This window comes from Notoacmeibacter ruber (genome assembly GCF_003668555.1).
GTDB classification, from domain to species: Bacteria; Pseudomonadota; Alphaproteobacteria; order Rhizobiales; family Rhizobiaceae; genus Notoacmeibacter; species Notoacmeibacter ruber.
In genome coordinates this window covers 687,449-704,692 of record NZ_RCWN01000001.1, presented here as the reverse complement: position 1 = coordinate 704,692, position 17,244 = coordinate 687,449, and the positions used below count along the sequence as shown (strand labels likewise).

12 protein-coding genes and 3 pseudogenes are annotated in these 17,244 nt (G+C 60.5%); 4 read left to right on the top strand and 11 right to left on the bottom strand.

The features are described from left to right. Positions 1–79: 79 nt before the first annotated feature. The 3 pseudogenes from D8780_RS03290 to D8780_RS03285 form a co-directional block, all read left to right on the top strand. Positions 80–442, top strand: a pseudogene (locus tag D8780_RS03290) (integrase core domain-containing protein); the annotation flags it as partial. 28 nt (positions 443–470) lie between these two features. Continuing rightward, a pseudogene (locus D8780_RS16045) lies at positions 471–593 on the top strand (IS3 family transposase); the annotation flags it as partial. 54 nt (positions 594–647) lie between these two features. Then, a pseudogene (locus D8780_RS03285) lies at positions 648–1,699 on the top strand (IS5 family transposase). 392 nt (positions 1,700–2,091) lie between these two features. Here the strand turns inward: D8780_RS03285 and D8780_RS03280 are convergent. The 10 genes from D8780_RS03280 to argE form a co-directional block, all read right to left on the bottom strand. Beyond that, on the bottom strand, positions 2,092–3,960 hold the full coding sequence (locus tag D8780_RS03280) for an AAA family ATPase (RefSeq protein WP_121644344.1): 1,869 nt from the start codon (positions 3,958–3,960) through the stop codon (positions 2,092–2,094). A 120-nt stretch (positions 3,961–4,080) separates the two neighbouring features. Further along, positions 4,081–4,347, bottom strand: coding sequence for a hypothetical protein (locus D8780_RS03275; RefSeq protein ID WP_147440275.1), 267 nt, complete (start codon positions 4,345–4,347; stop codon positions 4,081–4,083). A gap of 81 nt (positions 4,348–4,428) precedes the next feature. After that, positions 4,429–5,421 carry a hypothetical protein gene (locus tag D8780_RS03270; RefSeq protein WP_121644342.1) on the bottom strand — a complete coding sequence of 331 codons (993 nt, stop codon included), beginning with the start codon at positions 5,419–5,421 and terminating at the stop codon, positions 4,429–4,431. A gap of 323 nt (positions 5,422–5,744) precedes the next feature. Continuing rightward, positions 5,745–6,026: a hypothetical protein gene (locus tag D8780_RS03265; protein ID WP_121644341.1), complete on the bottom strand. Its 282-nt coding sequence runs from the start codon at positions 6,024–6,026 to the stop codon at positions 5,745–5,747. Then, positions 6,016–6,708 carry a ParA family protein gene (locus D8780_RS03260; RefSeq protein WP_147440273.1) on the bottom strand — a complete coding sequence of 231 codons (693 nt, stop codon included), beginning with the start codon at positions 6,706–6,708 and terminating at the stop codon, positions 6,016–6,018. The genes D8780_RS03265 and D8780_RS03260 overlap by 11 nt, the downstream gene beginning before the upstream one ends. Before the next feature lie 594 nt (positions 6,709–7,302). Continuing rightward, positions 7,303–8,979, bottom strand: a complete 1,677-nt coding sequence (locus tag D8780_RS03255) for a dipeptide ABC transporter ATP-binding protein (RefSeq protein ID WP_121644339.1) — start codon at positions 8,977–8,979, stop codon at positions 7,303–7,305. Between the two features lie 8 nt (positions 8,980–8,987). Further along, positions 8,988–9,902 carry an ABC transporter permease gene (locus D8780_RS03250; protein ID WP_121644338.1) on the bottom strand — a complete coding sequence of 305 codons (915 nt, stop codon included), beginning with the start codon at positions 9,900–9,902 and terminating at the stop codon, positions 8,988–8,990. After that, positions 9,902–10,876: an ABC transporter permease gene (locus tag D8780_RS03245; RefSeq protein ID WP_121644337.1), complete on the bottom strand. Its 975-nt coding sequence runs from the start codon at positions 10,874–10,876 to the stop codon at positions 9,902–9,904. Before D8780_RS03245 ends, D8780_RS03250 begins: the two co-directional genes overlap by 1 nt. 63 nt (positions 10,877–10,939) lie before the next feature. Continuing rightward, a complete protein-coding gene (locus tag D8780_RS03240; protein WP_121644336.1) occupies positions 10,940–12,532 on the bottom strand; it encodes an ABC transporter substrate-binding protein in 1,593 nt (530 codons plus the stop codon). Between the two features lie 42 nt (positions 12,533–12,574). Continuing rightward, positions 12,575–13,885, bottom strand: coding sequence for an acetylornithine deacetylase (gene argE / locus D8780_RS03235; RefSeq protein WP_199699545.1), 1,311 nt, complete (start codon positions 13,883–13,885; stop codon positions 12,575–12,577). Between argE and D8780_RS03230 the strand changes: the two genes are divergently transcribed. Next, on the top strand, positions 13,802–14,710 hold the full coding sequence (locus tag D8780_RS03230) for a LysR substrate-binding domain-containing protein (protein ID WP_158598429.1): 909 nt from the start codon (positions 13,802–13,804) through the stop codon (positions 14,708–14,710). The genes argE and D8780_RS03230 overlap by 84 nt on opposite strands. 187 nt (positions 14,711–14,897) lie before the next feature. Here the strand turns inward: D8780_RS03230 and D8780_RS03225 are convergent, their stop codons facing one another. After that, positions 14,898–17,213, bottom strand: a complete 2,316-nt coding sequence (locus D8780_RS03225) for a transketolase (protein WP_121646328.1) — start codon at positions 17,211–17,213, stop codon at positions 14,898–14,900. Positions 17,214–17,244 lie beyond the last annotated feature (31 nt).

Sequence of the window (17,244 nt, the reverse complement as noted above, 5' to 3'; positions counted from 1 at the left end):
TTATGGCCACCCGCTGCGCTACTTGAAGGCTGCGCGAGTGGCCATAACCTGTCGGCAGCGCTTCTTCCCGACGTGCTACGGCACCGAACTTACCGGCAACGCGGTGCTCGCATGGTGCGGCGAGATCGGCGTCGAGTGGCATTACATCGCTCCCGGAAGGCCGATGCAGAATGGCTATGTCGAGAGTTTCAACGGCCGCATGCGCGACGAACTCCTCAACGAGACCCTGTTCCTCAGCATGGCACACGCGCGGGTCGAGATCGCAGCTTGGGTTGAAGACTACAACCGGGAGCGTCCACACTCCTCTCTCGGCTACGCAACACCGGCGGCATTCGCCGCCGAACTCGATCAGCAATGGCCTGCTTCGCTACGCCCTACGGGCTCCGCTACGCAGCCCATTGCTTCAGCCGCGCTGATGCGCAAAACAAAGGCCCGGCTCTAATCCCAGCTGGAGGCAAGCTGGGGGTCACGTCAAGACCTTCTACCGCTGGAAGTAGGTGTACGGTGGTCTCATCGTAGGCGAATTGCGCCGAGTGAAGCAGCTCGAGGACGAGAACCTCTCGCTCAAGCAGCTGGAGACCTCGAAGAACCTCCCCTTTCCGCGTGATCTGTGATTCCATCGATATGATGGAGATCGGCAGGATGAGATGCGGGGTCAGTCGGGGTTCTGGGACGTTGATGAGCGCTATGGCCGACTGAGCGAAGCCGGCGATCCTCTGGAGAAGCTGAACGCGATTGTTCCGTGGGAAGTCGTCAGGAAGTCGCTGGCCAAGGCCCTGAAGCGTTCTGGCGGCGCAAAGGGCGGCAGGCCGCCCTACGATCCGGTTCTGATGTTCAAGGTCCTGGTCCTGCAGGCGCTCTATAACCTCTCGGACGATCAGGCCGAGTTCCAGATCCAGGACCGTCTGTTGTTCATGCGGTTCGTCGGGCTCGGTCTCGCGGACAGAGTCCCGGACGCCAAGACGATCTGGCTGTTCCGCGATCATCTGGCCGAGGCCGGTGCGGTCAAGAGTCTGTTCGTCCGCTTCGACAAGCATCTCGCGCAGGCCGGCTTCTGGCGATGGGCGGGCAGATTGTGGACGCGACTATTGTCGCGGCGCCGAAGCAGCGCAATACCGAGGACGAGAAGGCTGCGATCAAGGTCGGCGAGGTACCGGAAGGCTGGAAGGGCAAACCCGCCAAACTGCGTCAAAAGGATCGAGACGCTCGCTGGACCGTGAAGTTCTCCAAGGCAAAAGCGGCGGTGGAGGGAAAGCCGCAGCATATCGACATCGCGGTCCCGGCATTCGGTTACAAGAACCATATCTCGATCGACCAGCGGCACGGCTTCATCCGCGGCTGGTCGACAACGAGCGCCGCCGCCTGGGACGGCGCGCAATTGCCGGTAGTTCTCGATCGGCAAAATACGGGTTCAAAGGTCTGGGCGGATACTGCTTATCGCCCGAAGAAGAACGAGGATTGGCTGGAGAGGAACGGCTTCACGTCCGACATCTATCGCAAGAAACCGAAGGGCAGACCGATGAGCGAGAGAACGTCTCGAGCCAATGGCCCGCGTTCATCGATCTGCTCGAAGGTCGAACACGTCTTCGCCCGTCAGAAGGGGCCGATGGGCACCTTCATCCGAACCATCGGCATCGCGCGCGCCGAGGCAAAGATCGGCATGGTCAATCTCGCCTACAATCTCACGCGTTTCGTCTAACATCAGGGGCGAAGTATGCCCGCGTGACGGCAGAAACGCCGTCATCCGGTCGGACAACAGTCCTGGAATCCCAAAAGCCCTGAAATGCAGCGCGTCAGAGCCAGAGCGGCCTCAAGACTTCGATCAAGCCGCCTTCAACAATTAAAGATTGAGGTTCTTCGAGGTGTCCAACTGGGGACCGTCACAATTTCGTGGCATCGTGGCATCGTGGCATCGTGGCATCGTGGCATCGTGGCATCGTGGCATCGTGGCATCGTGGCATCGTGGCATCGAAGGGTTCGGTAGGCGAGCCGAACTGTCCAGATGTAAAATCCAGATCTGATTTGGCCGTCGGCGATCAATGTTCTGCTGAGAGTTGGATCGCCGATGCCCTGTTCATCATTCTGGTCCGGTCATGTCAGATCCAGTCCGCCGACAAACTCTTCGAGAACACATTTGGATAGAACGCGCTTCCGAACGGCAAGTCGAGCAAGATCTTCGACGGCCTTCCGTTTAGCGATGATCCGCATCACTGCCTCGGCGTACAACCGACGCATTCGTCGTTCGATCGCCTCATGGGAAACCTGACCGGCCGTCAGCCATGCACCCATTCCCGAAGCCTCATCACCAGAAAGAAGCCGGGTCGCCTCATCGAGATCGGCGGACGCGCCCGCACTGCAACGACCCAGTACGACCTCCTCGGCAGCACGCCCGCCCAGCAGCATAAGCACATGGCGGTCGACGGCGCCGGGCATCGTAGACACTTTGCCTGCGATCCGGACGCCACCGCCGAACTGACCGTTCGGAAGAATCGACAGGCTTTCGGGCACATTCCCGCAAGTCGCGTGTAGAATAGCGTGACCTGCCTCATGCACTGCCACGCGCCAGAGATCGGCGTCGCTGCGGTCATCCTGCGGCAGGGCCGATTGGATCAGTAGGTCTGCGGTCACCTCGGTTCGGTCACGACGAGCCCTTCCATGGACTTCGCGAGCGAGGCGGGCGATGTCGGCGCCGGTTACCGATCCCGCAAGCGCTGCAGCGACCGTTCCGAGCGTATCGTCATCCGCGTCACCGAAATGGTGCCCGAGTATCCCGAACAGTCCGTGCTCGTCCGGCATTCCGATCGCGAAGGACCGGTCCAGTCGCCCGGCCCGCTTGAGGGCAGGATCGACGCTATCAGGATCGTTCGTGGCGGCCATGACGACGACACCCGGAGTGCTCATCGCTCCGTCGATCTCCGTGAGAAGCGTGGTCACGAACGGCCTGAACCATGAATCGTTGGTTCCGTTTGCACCCCGGACGCCGAACGTGTCGATTTCGTCAATGAAGAGGATCGACGGCGCGTTTTCTCGCGCCGTGCGAAAGCTCTCACGGATCATCCGGATGGCGACATCGCCTCGAGCCTGCTTGCTGTCGAGCCAGATCGAATAACCGCCGAGAACCATGGGAATGCCGGCCTCCGCTGCGATCGCGCGAACGAGAAGCGTCTTGCCTGTTCCGGGTGGGCCATAAACGAGCGCGCCGCGGTCCATCTCGATCGGATCGAGCTTGCCGGACCGGACGTCCGCGATATCGCGGACGAGATCCCGTGCCCAGTTACCGGCCTTGCCGTAACCGGAAAGTTCGGAGATCCGCGGAGACGAAGGTCGATGCAGCTCGACATGCGGAGACACATCCTGCGGCGGAGGCGTTTCCACCTTGTCCTTCGCACCGCTCGTATGGACTATGGCATCGCTCCTCCTGTTGCCCGATGCCGCCTTCTTCGGCTCGGGCGCCGCCGCGATGCGGCGAAGGCGATCGTGCGCCAGCTGCGGGTCTTCCGTGGTCAAGAGGACGTCACGCAGATCGTCCAAATCCGGAAGCCCCAGGCCGAGAGAAATGCCGTAAGCCGCGCAAAAAAGGTCTTCCGCGTCCTTCACGGTGTATGTGAAATCGATGCGGATATCCGGCGGCAGTTCGAGCGTTTCATCCGAGGAAGCAACTAAGACCATCGAACGGCGCTGCAACTGCGTGAGCGTCTCCCGCGCGGACGGCGGATAGTAGAGAACGTCCAGCAGCCTCGAATGTCCAAGCAGAACGTCTCGGATCGCGCCGGCCGCCTCGACGGGACAGACGACATGGATCAGATGCCGCTTCTCCTCGAAGTCGAGATCGGCAAAGGGCTGGCCCAGACGCAGCCACACGAAGGCGGTCACGGCGTCGTCGCGATTGTCGATGTCGCTGCCGTCCCTTAGGTCGGCCAGCGTCCGGCGACTTGGTGGTTTGGCGAAACTCGTGCTCATGTCGCACCTCGCTCGCACGCATCTGAGGCGGTATTCGGAGAGAGACGTTCGAGCGTCCCGGTGTCGTGTCCGGCAGCCGAGACGGCGAAGCACGGAGCAGTGCTGTTCCTGTGATCCATATCAGCGCCCTTTCGCATCGCGGATGGCCTCCCGCCGATGCAGCCAGTCGAGGACGACTGGAGCTGTCCGATCTCCTTTTTCGGCAAGGCGGACGAGTTGACGTCGCAGACGACGCGCCTCTCCCTTCGAGAGACGATGGCGGGATAGCCGGATGGCCGAGCCGATCAGAAAGACCGGGCTCATCAGGTGGAAATCACACGAAGAGGTGTTCGGGACGGATGATTGATGGACGAACGGCGCGGCCGCCCGCCTGGAAGACGAGGTCATGGCAGGTTCCTTGTGGAAGGTGGACGACGGCAGCGAACTGTCGCAGCGCGTCGTCCTTCAGGTCACGGACGGGACGGTCGGCTAGCGGCGAGCTGGACCGGCCGGTTGCCGCTCATCGCTCTCCGCTTCGCGGCTCCTCCGGCGATCGGCAGGGCTCACGAGCTTCGCGACATCGATCGACATGATGTTCCCGGCGAGGGAAACCCGGCTCAAACGCGGCGCCTCCGTCGAAGGTCGTCCGGTCATCTCCGCCGATGGATCGACGATACCCGAATGCATGGCGATGACTGCGCCGAGAGCGTCGGGCACCGCTTCCGAGAGATGGGAATACACGCAGCCGTCGAAGTGCATGAGATATGGGGCTATCGGCACTCCGAAGAAGTCGTCGATTGCCTCCTCCCGAATCGTCATGTCGTCGTCGTGGCCTGCTCGACCATACCGTTCGTACACGCCACACGTGACATCATCGACCCGGTATCCTTCCGCCCCCAGCGCCGACCGAGCACTGAGCGTCGCCGTCCGAACGGATCGAATCAGCGCTTTGGTTTTCGGTTTGGAGAGTGCAGTGCTGCCCCGCACGCATTCAAGGATGGTCGCATGGTGCGTATCCGGATCGATGACGATCAGATCGGCATGCAGATATCCGACGATCCCATCATTGTGGGGCAGCATGATCGGTCCGGTCATCCGGTTGTTTGCAACCAGGTCTCGCGCCGTCTGGGTCTGGGGCAGCGCGAACTCCCGGAGCACCGTCTGGCCGTTGGCCCGAAGCACCGTCGCGATGATATCGGGGATCACCTGTCCGGCTCTGGTAACCAGCGACCGTGCCAGCGATCCAAGCGGTGTCAGGTCCCGCAACAACGGGTCGTCGTCGCAGCATTTCGCAGTCGAGAGCGCGGCGTCGACGACGGAGCGTCCCAACTCTTCCACGACGGCGACAATCTGTTCGTCGTGGAGGGTCTGCGGCTCCGGCCCGATCGGACCAGCCCCCGCATTGAACGTGCGAAATGTCGATTGATCATCAGAAAAAAGGTTGCACGTCTTCGACGTGCGCGCGACAAGCGCAGTAGCCATGCTGTTCTCCCTTGCGAGACAGTAGGGTCAGGTCGCTGGTAGGACTGCAATCCCGCCGGCGGCCGCTATTGGCCGCCTGCTCTCTGACGTGATGGTCGGCCGCGCCAATCGCGACCGATACAAGAAACATGCAGATGACGACCCTACCTGTCCAGTGGACCCGACCAGCTGTCCGTCGACGTGGTTAACAGTCTTCAGCTTCGGCGTTCCCTGGAGAAGGTAATGGCTCGATGTTCGGCTGCGCCACGCCTTTCCGACGCTGGTCCGATCGACGGACAGATCATTTTGCCGTGATGCCGTGATGCCGTGATGCCGTGATGAGGCTACCCGCGGTGGGCCTCATCGTCCAACTCGTAGATGAGCCGCGCAAACTCCGGGTCTATCTGCTGAATCCCCTTGCCCTCCTCGCGCTCCAGGAACTCGTCGAAGAGGTCGATGATCAGCATGTTGAGGCTCAATCCGCGAACTGATGCATGCTCGCTCATCTTCGCGCGGATCCGGTCCGATACGCGATAGGTCGACGCCGTGCAGTCCTGTATCCTCCTGATCGCCTCTCCTCTCTTTTTGCGCAGACGCATTTGCGGCTTCTTTCGCTCAGCACTCATTTTTTCCCTCGCACAATTTCTGCGTCAACTCTTCGAACAGTCGATCGAATTCCGACCGTGACTCATTGTTGCGATAGCCGGACTGGCACGATCCGCCGCTCGCCATCTGGTCCGTCAGCGGCAGGCGTCGGGTGATGATCGAGGTGAGGAAAAACGCCCGAAACTCCGGCGACAATCTCTGCAGGAGAGTCTGGATCGTCGTCTTGCTTGCATTGATACGCCTGCCGGACGAACGCGGATCCACCAAGCACGGTAGCAGATAGGCCCTCGTCTTCCTGCGCGCTCGAAAATGCGTGTCGAGACTGGGCTGACGGTCATCGACGGACGTCGAAAACGGAACGATGACAATATCCGAGCAGTCGTTGATACGCGAATGAGCAGCCGCGCCCGAACCGGCGGTATCCACGAAAATGAAATCGCGTTTACGATACTCCGCCTCAAGCCTATCAGGGACGTCGCTCGGTTCACTGCTTTCGACATCGATGTCACCGCCACGCCGATGCCAACCGATACAGGTGCTTTGCGGATCGGTGTCGATTATCATCGTACGCCAGCCCAACGCCCGAGCCGTACAGGCGAGATTAATTGTGACGGTCGATTTACCGACACCCCCTTTCTGATTCTGGATCGACACGACGACGGGTCGAACGTTTTTCGTATGAGTCTGCGAACTTTCCGACATGACCTTCGACTCCGAATCGAACTGCACTCGGACTAGCGTTCGACTTTGCGTCGCTGAATGCCACGGTAAACTTGTAGAGAATCTAGTCCGCCGGATCGGCGGGCGCGGATCGGCAACGCACTCTGCGTCTTTCGTCCGCGGCGCACAGCGTCCGCAATAGGCTTCTACCTCTCTCCATTCAGCCCCCGAACGTGCCGCCCCTTGGATGCCTTGAAATCGCCATGGATCTCGTGCCCATTCTGTAGCACAAAATTGGTTTGTGGCTTTCGTAACGACCCGGAAATCAATGACTTGGCGACCCCTCGTGTCGCTGGCTGGGGATCCAGGTTCCCCAGCCACTCCTTCCTTGCTTTTTGCTGCTCTTCATTTCTCTGCAGAATTATGCCGACTTTTCAGAGGCTTGCAGGTACACCCTTCCGACTGAGACGCAAAGCGGCGCGCTGTTTCCGCGTTATTCTCGGGAAAGTCGCGATCGGCCAATTTGGGGGCTGACAGTTTGCGGAAAGCGGTTGCTCTGGAGCATCGGGCTCTCAAGGTTGAACGGCTGTTCGAATGTTTGCGCGTCCGGATCCAATTCATCCTCAGATGGCGACGCTAGCCGAAGAGGCTCGGCACAAGGCTCAACAGCAACTTGGAGTATTCGTGCTCGGGGAATTCAAATAACTGTTCGGTTTCGGCTTGCTCGACAATCACACCCTTGCGCATGACACAAACCTGATCGCACATCTGCCGTATGACTGGCAGGTCATGACTTATGAAAAGCAGCGTTAGATCGAGTTCCTCCTGCAGATCCTTAATCAGGTTCAGCAACTGCGCCTGAATTGATACGTCCAGCGCCGATGTTGGTTCGTCACAGATGATAAAGTTGGCCCCTGTGGCAAGGGCCCGCGCGATAGATATTCTCTGTCTTTGGCCGCCAGAGAATTCATGCGCAAATTTACGACCTGCTGCGGAGCCCAAGCCAACGATTTCGAGAAGGTCGGAAGCAGTCGACATGGCCTCTTTATGATAGCGCCTTCCCTTCTGAAACAAGATTGGTTCAGCGATGATATCCTGCACGCGCATTCGACCGTTCAGCGATGAATACGGATCCTGAAAGATCATCTGCAAATCTCGGCGGCGCCGCTTTGCGACACTTGCATCGACTTTGGTCAATGACTGACCATTGAAGATAATCTCTCCGCCAGACGGAGCGTAAATTCCCGCAAGCGTGCGCGCGATCGTGGATTTCCCTGATCCGCTTTCACCGACAATTCCCAGCGTCTGCCCACGCGGGATCTCAAATGATGCACCATTGACAGCGCGGAATTTTATCGTCGGGCGTCCGGTCCAAGACCGCCCCACGACGAAGTCCACCGACAAATCTCGCACACTCAGCGCAACACTCTCGCGCTTATCATCCGATCCGGTCCATCGTTCCCGAAGCCGGGAGATGTCGGGCTCGCCCGCGTCCTCGATGTAGCTGACCAGCGGAAAGCGCGGAATTTTCACATCCGATCGCGGGACCGCGGAAATAAGACTCTGGGTGTAGCGGTGCCGGGGATTGGTCAGGATATCGTGGGTGTCGCCCACTTCCACGACCTCGCCGCGATACATCACCGCGACACGGTCGGCCACTTCAGCGATCACGCCCATATCGTGCGTCACCAGGATCATGCCGACGCCGCGTTCGCGGCAGATCTTCTTGAGCAGTTCGAGGATCGTCGATTGCACAGACACGTCGAGCGCCGTGGTCGGCTCGTCGGCGACGATCACGTCCGGATCGCCGCAGATCGCCAGGGCGATGACAACGCGCTGGCGCATCCCGCCGGAAAACTGGTGCGGATAGTGGCCGAAGCGCTGCCCGGGGTCGCGAATTCCGACGCTCTCCATCAGCCCTACGGCCGTGGCGGCGGCTTCGCGCCGGGAGCACCTCTTGTGCAGCATGATGGTTTCGCTCAACTGCCAGCCCACGGTTTCCAGCGGATTGAGCGACGTCATCGGATCCTGGAAGATCATTCCCATACGCGCGCCGCGGAGTTGCTCCAGCTCGGCCTCCGCCCGCCCGACGAGTTGCTCGCCCGCCAGGACGATCCGGCCGCTGTCGACGAAGCCGGGCTTGGGCAGCAGTCCGATGACCGCGCTCCCGACGGTGGATTTGCCGGCGCCGGATTCGCCCACAAGGCCGAGAATCTCGCCTCGTTCCAGCGACAGGCTGACGTCTTTGAGCGCCACGAACTCGCCCCGACGGGACGGATACCTGACATTCAGATTTTCGATTTCAAGCAGCATGTCTCGTCCTAAAGGAGCTTGGGATTCAACGCGTCGCGGAGCCAGTCGCCGAACAGGTTGACCGATAGCGAAAAGATCATCAGCGCGGCGCCGGGAAAGATCGTGATCCACCAGTCGCCGGAGAAGAGATATTCGTTGCCGGTGCGGATGAGCGTGCCGAGCGATGGCGTGGTGGGTGGCAAGCCGAGCCCCAGGAAGCTGAGAGTCGCCTCGATGATGATGGCCATGGCGATGTGCAGCGTGGCGACGACGAAGACCGGACCCATGACGTTGGGAAGGATGTGGCGAACCATGATCCGCAGCGGTCCAAGGCCGATGATCCGGGCCGCCTCGACATATTCCTTGCCCTTTTCCGATAGCACGCTCGAGCGCACTGTGCGGGCATACTGCACCCAGCCCGAGGCGGCGATGGCGAGGATGATGACATAGATCGCGGCGCGGTCGTGCACCGACTTGTCGAGCAGGATCCGGAAGGCCCCGTCGACGATCAGCGCGATGAGGATCGCCGGGAAGGAAAGCTGCACATCGGCGACGCGCATGATGATGGTGTCGATCCAGCCGCCCCGATAGCCGGCGATCAGGCCGAGAGCGACGCCGACCACAAGTGACAGCGCGACCGAAAGCACCCCGATGATCAGGGAAATGCGAAGCCCGTAGAGCGTGGCCGAGAGCATGTCGCGGCCCTGATCATCGGTGCCCAGCACATAGCGCGGATCGCCGCCCTCCTCCCAGGCGGGAGGCAGGTTGGAATCCATAATGTCGAGCGACATCAAGTCGAACGGGTTTTGCGGCGCCAGCACCGGCGCCAGCAGGCTGCACACGATGATAGCCAGGGCGACGATGGCCGACACAACGGCCACCCGGCTTCGGGTAAAATTGTAGACGAGATCGGTCTCGAGAAGCCGGGAAAGGAACGTGCGCATTACTTGGCTCCCGAACTTTGGAGGCGCGGATCGAGGGCGAAGAGCAGCAGATCGACGATCAGATTGATCAGCACGAATATAAGGGCGATGATCATCAGGTAGGCCACCATCACCGGGATGTCGGCATTGCCGATGGCCTGCACGAACAACAGTCCCATGCCCGGCCACTGGAAAACGCTTTCGGTAATCAACGAGAAGGCGATGATGTTGCCCAGTTGCAGACCGACGACGGTGATGACCGGCATCAAGGTGTTCTTCAGCGCGTGGCGATAGTTGAGCGACCGGCGCCGGATACCCCGGGCACGGGCGAACTTGATGAAATCGGTCCGCAGTACCTCCATCATCTCCGCCCGCACCAGCCTGATGATCAGCGTCAACTGAAAGATCGTCAGCGTGGCAACCGGCAGGATGAGCGAGCGCAGTCCGGAGACGGTCAGCAGGCCCGTGCTCCAGCCGCCAATCATCACCACCTCGCCACGTCCGAAAGTGGGCAGCCAGCGCAAGACCACGCCGAAGATCAGGATGAGCAGGATGCCGATGAGAAAGGTTGGCAGCGAAACGCCGACGAGCGACGTCGTCAGAATGGTCTGGGTGGTCAGGCTGTGACGATGAATGGCGGTGTGAATGCCCAGCGGGATGCCGATGACCATCGCGAAAATCGCAGAGATAATCGACAACTCGAGCGTGGCCGGCAGTCGTTCGGCGAATAGTTCGCTGACCGGAACCCGCAAGCTGTAGCTTAGCCCGAAATCTCCGCGGACGGCATTGTCTATGAAACGCGCAAACTGGAGCGGCAGGGGATCGTTCAGCCCAAGGCTTTGCCGCAATTCTTCCCGCTGGGCCACCGTCGTGTCCTGACCGACCATGTTGGATACGGGGTCGCCAAGGAACGAGATCATGGAAAAAGAAATCAGGGCGACCGCGACCATCACCACCACGCCGTGCATTACTCTGTTCAGTATAAAAGACAGCATGCTCTATCCGTGTCGTAGCTTTGCCGGTCGGCGACGGGCGCCAACCGGCGGGTTCGCTTCTAATTATTCGCCGATCACTACATTGCGCAGATCCAGGACATCGTCGCTTCGCTGGGCAAGGGTGATGTTGTCCTTGACGCCCCATGAAAGCGGCTGCTGGAACAGCGGGATGTAACCGATGTCGTCGCGCGACAGCTCCAAGGCCTCGCTGATCAGCGCTTGGCGCTTTTCCGGATCGATCTCGGAGGCGATCATGCTGGTGATCTCGGAGACGCGCTCGTTGCAGTAGTTTCCGAGGTTGTAGGCACCCGCACCGCTCGCTTCGTCGCGGCAGGCCAGGATGTTTAAAAACGAATTGTGTGCATCAACCGAAGCCGGGGTCCAGCCGAGGAAGTAAAAGCTGGTCTCGTAGCCGCCCTGTGCGAATACCCGGCCGAAATAGCGCGTCTTGCTCTCGGCCACGACATCGACGTCGATCCCGACCTTGCTCAGCATGCCTGCGGCGGCGACGCAAATCTTCTCGTCGTTGACATAGCGGTCATTGGGACAGTCGAGGGTGATCGAGAAACCGTCGGGATAGCCCGCCTCGGCCAAGAGTTCCTTCGACCTCTCCGGATCGTAGGCGAAGGGTGTGTTGAGCGAGGCATCGAAGCCGTTAACCTGAGGGGCGATGATGATGCCCGCCGGCGTCGCCGCGCCGCGCATCACCTTTTCGGCAATCGCCTCGACGTTGATAGCATGCGCAAATGCTTCGCGGACCCTCTGATCCTTGAACGGGTTCTTGCCCTTGACCGAAGAGAACAGCAGTTCGTCGCGGTCCTGGTCCATGCCGAAATACATGGTGCGGATTTCAGGACCCGAAAGCGGAGAGACGCCATCGGCGCCTTCCAGACGGTTCCAATCCTGCACGGGAACCGGAAAAATCATGTCCATCTCACCCGAGATCAGTGCAGATACGCGCGTTGCCGGCTCTTGGATCGGAACGAATTCGGCGCGGGTCACATTGGTGGCGAGTTTAGAGTTCCGGTAGCCGTCGAACCGTTCGAACGTTGTGGAGACGCCCGGTTGCCGGTCCGTGATACGGAACGGTCCGGTGCCATTGGCATGCTGCCCGGCATAGCCCGGATTTGCGGACTCCTTTATGCTGGAAGCTTCGATCGCGCCGTTCTCTTCGGACCACTCCTTGTCCATGATGTAGAACGAGGTCATCTCCTGCATCAGGATTGGATAGGGCTGGAAGGTCTTGATCTCGATCTCATAGGGAGACTTCTTGACGATCTCTTCTATCAGCCCGGCACGCCCTTTCTGGTCCGAACCTTCCGTCAGTCCGCGCTGCCAGGAAAAGATCACGTCGTCAGCGTCGAAATCTCCACCTTCATGGAATTTGACGCCCTCGCGCAGTTTGACGTTCCATGTCGTCGGCGATGTCAGATCCCAACTGACCGCGAGCCCGGGCTCGAGTTCCATGCTGTCGCTGTAGAGAGTGAGCCCCTCGTAGACGTTCCCCAGCATGCCAAGCGTGAAGACTTCGTTCAAGCTGTGCGGATCAAGCGTGGAGATCTCGCCCTGATAGGCAAATTTGAAGTCTTTCGCCGCCGCGGGACCGGCCAGAGCGAGACCAAAAAGTAGCGCTGCGCATAATTTTCCTGTTTTCATTGAACCCTCCGGATCAGTTTTGTGATTGTGGGAAAAACTGGATTATCGGCATTGGTGCGCGATTATTGTTTCAATGGCCTCCATAGCGCTTTCGAGTTGAGACACTTCGATGAACTCATCGACGGTATGCGCCTGGTCGATATGCCCGGGACCCAGCACCACGGTTGACCAGCCGACCTCCTGGAATTGGCCCGCCTCGGTCGCGAACGGAACCGTGATGCTCTGGTTGACGCCCAGAAGGTGCTTCAGGCGCGTTTCGGCGGAGGTGTCCTTTTCGGGGTCCAGCGAGGGAATGAAGTAGCTGCTCCAGGAAACGCCGAGCTTCGCGTCGACGCTTTTGAGTTTCGCGTCGGCCGCTTCCAGAATGCTGAGCATGCGCGTCTCCACCGCGCGGAGATCTTCGTCCCTGAGGTATCTCAGCCCGATCGTGAACGTGCACGAGCCGGCGATGATATTGTTGGCGGTGCCGCCGTCGACTAGGCCGACATTGAGCGTCGGCCTCGTTTTGACATCGCCTGCCAGATCCTCGATGTCATAGAGTTCGGCAATCATTTTCGACGCGGTTTCGATGGCGCTGACACCGATATCCGGGCGACTGGAGTGGGACTCGATGCCGGTGACCGTAACCGTCAGGATCAGCACGCCCTTGTGAGCATTGGCGATTTTCATTCCGCTGGGTTCGCCGACGATCACCATCAAGACATCGGGGAGCGTCTTGTGCATCTCGGCGATCATCTCCGGCGCGGCCAGACAGCCGGGCTCCTCGTCGAAGCTGAACGCGAGATGGACGGGACGGCACAACGGCGCGGCGCACATCTTCGGCACTGCGGCCAGACAGACCGCGAGAAACCCCTTCATGTCGGTCGTGCCCCGACCGAATGCCTTACCGTCCTGGATCCGGAGACGGAACGGATCTGATGACCAATCGTCAGGACTGGCCGGAACGACGTCCGTATGGCCGCTCAAGACCACGCCGCCCGGCGCCTCGGGACCGATGGTCGCGTAGAGGCTGGATTTTTGTCCGCACGCGCTCGACACCCGATGCGACGGGATTCCGTGCTGCTTCAGAAAGGTCTCGACATACTCGATGAGCGGCAGATTGCTCTTGTGCGAGGTGGTGTCGAACGCCACGAGTTTTTCCAGAATGGTGAGTGTGTCGCTGGCCTGCATATCCGTCCCGTAAATTCCATTTCCCGGGCATGGTGACAGAAGCTTGACATGATTCAAAATATCGTTTTTTTCAAAAGTAATGCATTTGGGATATATCGAATGAGCCTCAATTTTCGTGATCTGGAAGTGTTCTACCAGGCGGTGAGGTCGGGCACGCTCACGGCGGCGGCGGCGGCGCTTCATACCTCGCAACCCACGGTCAGCCGAACGTTGTCCAAGCTGGAGCGGCAGCTCGGATTCCCGCTTTTCGAACGCCGCAAGGGGCATGTCTCTCCGACCCCGGAAGCACTGGCGCTCTTCAAAGAAATCGAGCAGAGCTATATCGGCATTGAACGCATTTCCTCCCGGGTTCAGGAGATCAAGGCACGACGAAACAGGGGGTTGAACCTCGCCTGCTACCCGGCCCTTTCCCAGGTCTTTCTGCCGGAGGTCATCGCCCACTTCGCAAGCGAGCATCCGGATTTTTCGGCATCCATTCTGGTAAGCGGCCCCGTCGAAGCCAGGCGAATGATGGAGAATGGCGAGATCGATCTGCTGGTATGCAACGACATACAAACCGCCGGCGACCTGATGAAAATTCCGATGGTCTCGGCGCGCTTCCAGTGCGTCTTGCCCAAAGACCACCCGTTGTGCCGCAAGGAGGTGGTGACGCTGGAAGACTTGCGGGAGCAACGCCTGATCGCGCTCGACGCCGAACCGGAACTCGATTGGAGAGGACATCAGGAACTGTTTTCGAGCCTCGAACCTCCCCCGCGTATCGACTTCCACGTCAAGCGATCCGCGATTGCCTACAGCCTCGTGGCGCAAGGATTGGGCATATCGATACTCGAGCCGTTCTCCGCCGCGCATTGGCGGTCGTCCGGCGTCGTCACGCGGCCGTTTCTCCCTGAGCTCAAATACGACTACAGCATCTACCTGCCCCGACTCAGAGCGCCGTCCAGATATGTCGACGGCTTCGTGGAGGCGCTCAAGAGCCATTGCAAACGACTGGGATTTGCCGACGGTTGAGGAGAGTTGCCGGAGACCGGCGAAGCAGGCGGCTATCGCGGTGTGAGCCCGCCCACCGAAGCAAACGTTGACCGGCCGCGCCTCAGCCGAGTACGCCATCTGTCAACACGTCTGTTTCGAGTGAAAACGCCGTCAGCATTGTCCTTTGCTCAATCCGGATTGTTCAACCTCGGCCCGCAACCGCTATCTACCCGCCGACCCGCCGAACGCGACTGCCGGCGGTCAGTTCACTCACGGACTCCACGATCGCGTGGCGGTCGATCAGGAAATGCCGGGAAAGATCGTCAATCGTGCCGGTCTGACCGAAATGCTCGACCCCATGCGGAACGGTCCTGTGCCCGGCAACGGACCCGAGCCAGGACAGCGTTGCCGGATGGCCGTCCAGAACGGTGACCAGCGTGCAATAGCTCGGAAGGCCGCCGAGCAGCGTTTCGATATGTGATATCGCCATCGGGTTTCCGCGCGCCCGTTCACGCGTCGCGGCGGTCCAGCCCGCGTTCAGCCGGTCGGCGGAGGTAACGGCCAGCACGGCGACGTCCCGGCGGTATTCGCCGATCATGCCGGCCGCGGCGATCGCTTCATCCGCGACCGCGCCCTGATAGGCAATGACGACCGAACAGTTGGGGCCTGGCTTGCGGAGCCAATAGGCGCCATCGATCGTGCCCTGCCGGAAACCATGATCGGCACGGCTTATCGGCTGCTCCAGAGGTTTGGTCGTCAGCCGGAGATAGACCGAGCCCCCGGTCTCGTCGCGCAGCCATGTGCGCTCGTCCGGATCGCCCTGGCCATCGCGCTGCAGATAGTCGATGGCCCATTCGAAAATGACGGCGACCTCATCGGCGAAAGCAGGTTCGAAACTCGCGAGCCCGTCCTGCGCCATGCCGGTCAGCGGCGTGCCGACGGACTGGTGTGCGCCACCCTCGGGCGCCAGCGTCACGCCCGACGGCGTGCCGACGATGATGAAGCGCGCGTCCTGGTAACAGGCGTAATTGAGCGCATCCAGGCCACGATGCACGAAAGGGTCATACACGGTGCCGATCGGGATCACCCGCTTTCCCCAGAGGCTGTGGGACAGGCCCGCCGCTCCCAAGAGAAGGAACAGGTTCATCTCCGCGATCCCCAGTTCGATGTGCTGACCGTCAGGGGCGAAATTCCATTTCGCGGTCGACGGGATCCGGTGCTTGATGAACGCGTCGTCCTCGGCCTTGCGCGCGAAAAGTTTGCGCCGGTTGACGAACGCGCCCAGTCCCGTGGTCCCGGTCACGTCCGGCGACGTGGTCATGATCCGCGCCGCAAGGTCACTGTCGCTTTTTGCCACCTCATCGAGCATCTTGCCGAAGGCGGCCTGGGTCGAGATCTCGCGGTCGGCTGAAAATTCGATTTTTGGAGACGGCAGCTTTTCGTCGGAATAGCGCCGCGTTCCGCGCGAGAAGAACGGCACCCTGGACAGGAAATCCCTGAGCCCGGCGACATCCTCGACCGCCGCGAACGGCTCCCATTCCTGCCCCTCCGGCACACCCATGTGCTCTTGCCAGCCGGCCATCTGGGCCTTGGTCATCAGCCCGCCGTGATTGTCCTTGTGGCCGGCGATCGGCGTGCCCCAACCCTTGATGGTATAGGCGAGAAAGCACGTCGGACGGTCGTGCTCGATGGCGGCGAAGGCCTCAGCCATGCTGTCCACGCAATTGCCGCCGAGGTTTTCCATCAGCGCCGCCAGTTCGCTGTCCGAGCGGCGGTCGATCAGCGCGCTCACATCCCCCTGATCGCCCAGATCGTCCATCAGCCGCGAGCGCCAAACGGCTCCGCCCTGATAGGTCAAGGCCGCGTATTCGGCGTTCGGACAGCCGTCGATCCAGTCGCGAAGCTTGTCGCCGCCCGGCTCCCCGAACGCGGCGCGCTGCAGCACGCCGTATTTGACCCGAACGACATCCCAGCCGAATGCCTCGAATATCTTTTCGATCCGCTCGAACAGACCTTCGCGGACGATCCCGTCAAGCGATTGCCTGTTATAGTCGATGATCCACCAGGTGTTGCGGAGCTCGTTCTTCCAGCCCTCCTGCAACACCTCGTAGACATTGCCCTCGTCCATCTCGGCATCGCCCACCAGCGCGATCATGCGACCCAGTCTGGTGTCCCTGCCCCACTCCTTTGCCGCGATGAAGTCCTGAACCAGGGACGCAAGCGCCGTAATGCCAACGCCGAGCCCGACCGATCCGGTCGAGAAATCGACGTCGTCGACATCCTTGGTCCGGCTCGGGTAGCTCTGCACGCCCCCGTATCCGCGGAACTTCTCCATCGGCTCGCGGCTTAGATTCCCCATCAGGTACTGCATCGCATGAAAGACCGGAGAGGCATGCGGCTTGACCGCGACACGGTCTTCTGGCCGAAGCGCCGTGAAATAGAGCGCCGTCATGATCGACACCATCGAGGCGGATGACGCCTGATGCCCGCCCACCTTGATGCCGTCCGCCTTCGGGCGGATATGGTTGGCATTGTGGATCATCCAGTGAGACAGCCACAAAAGCCGCTGCTCG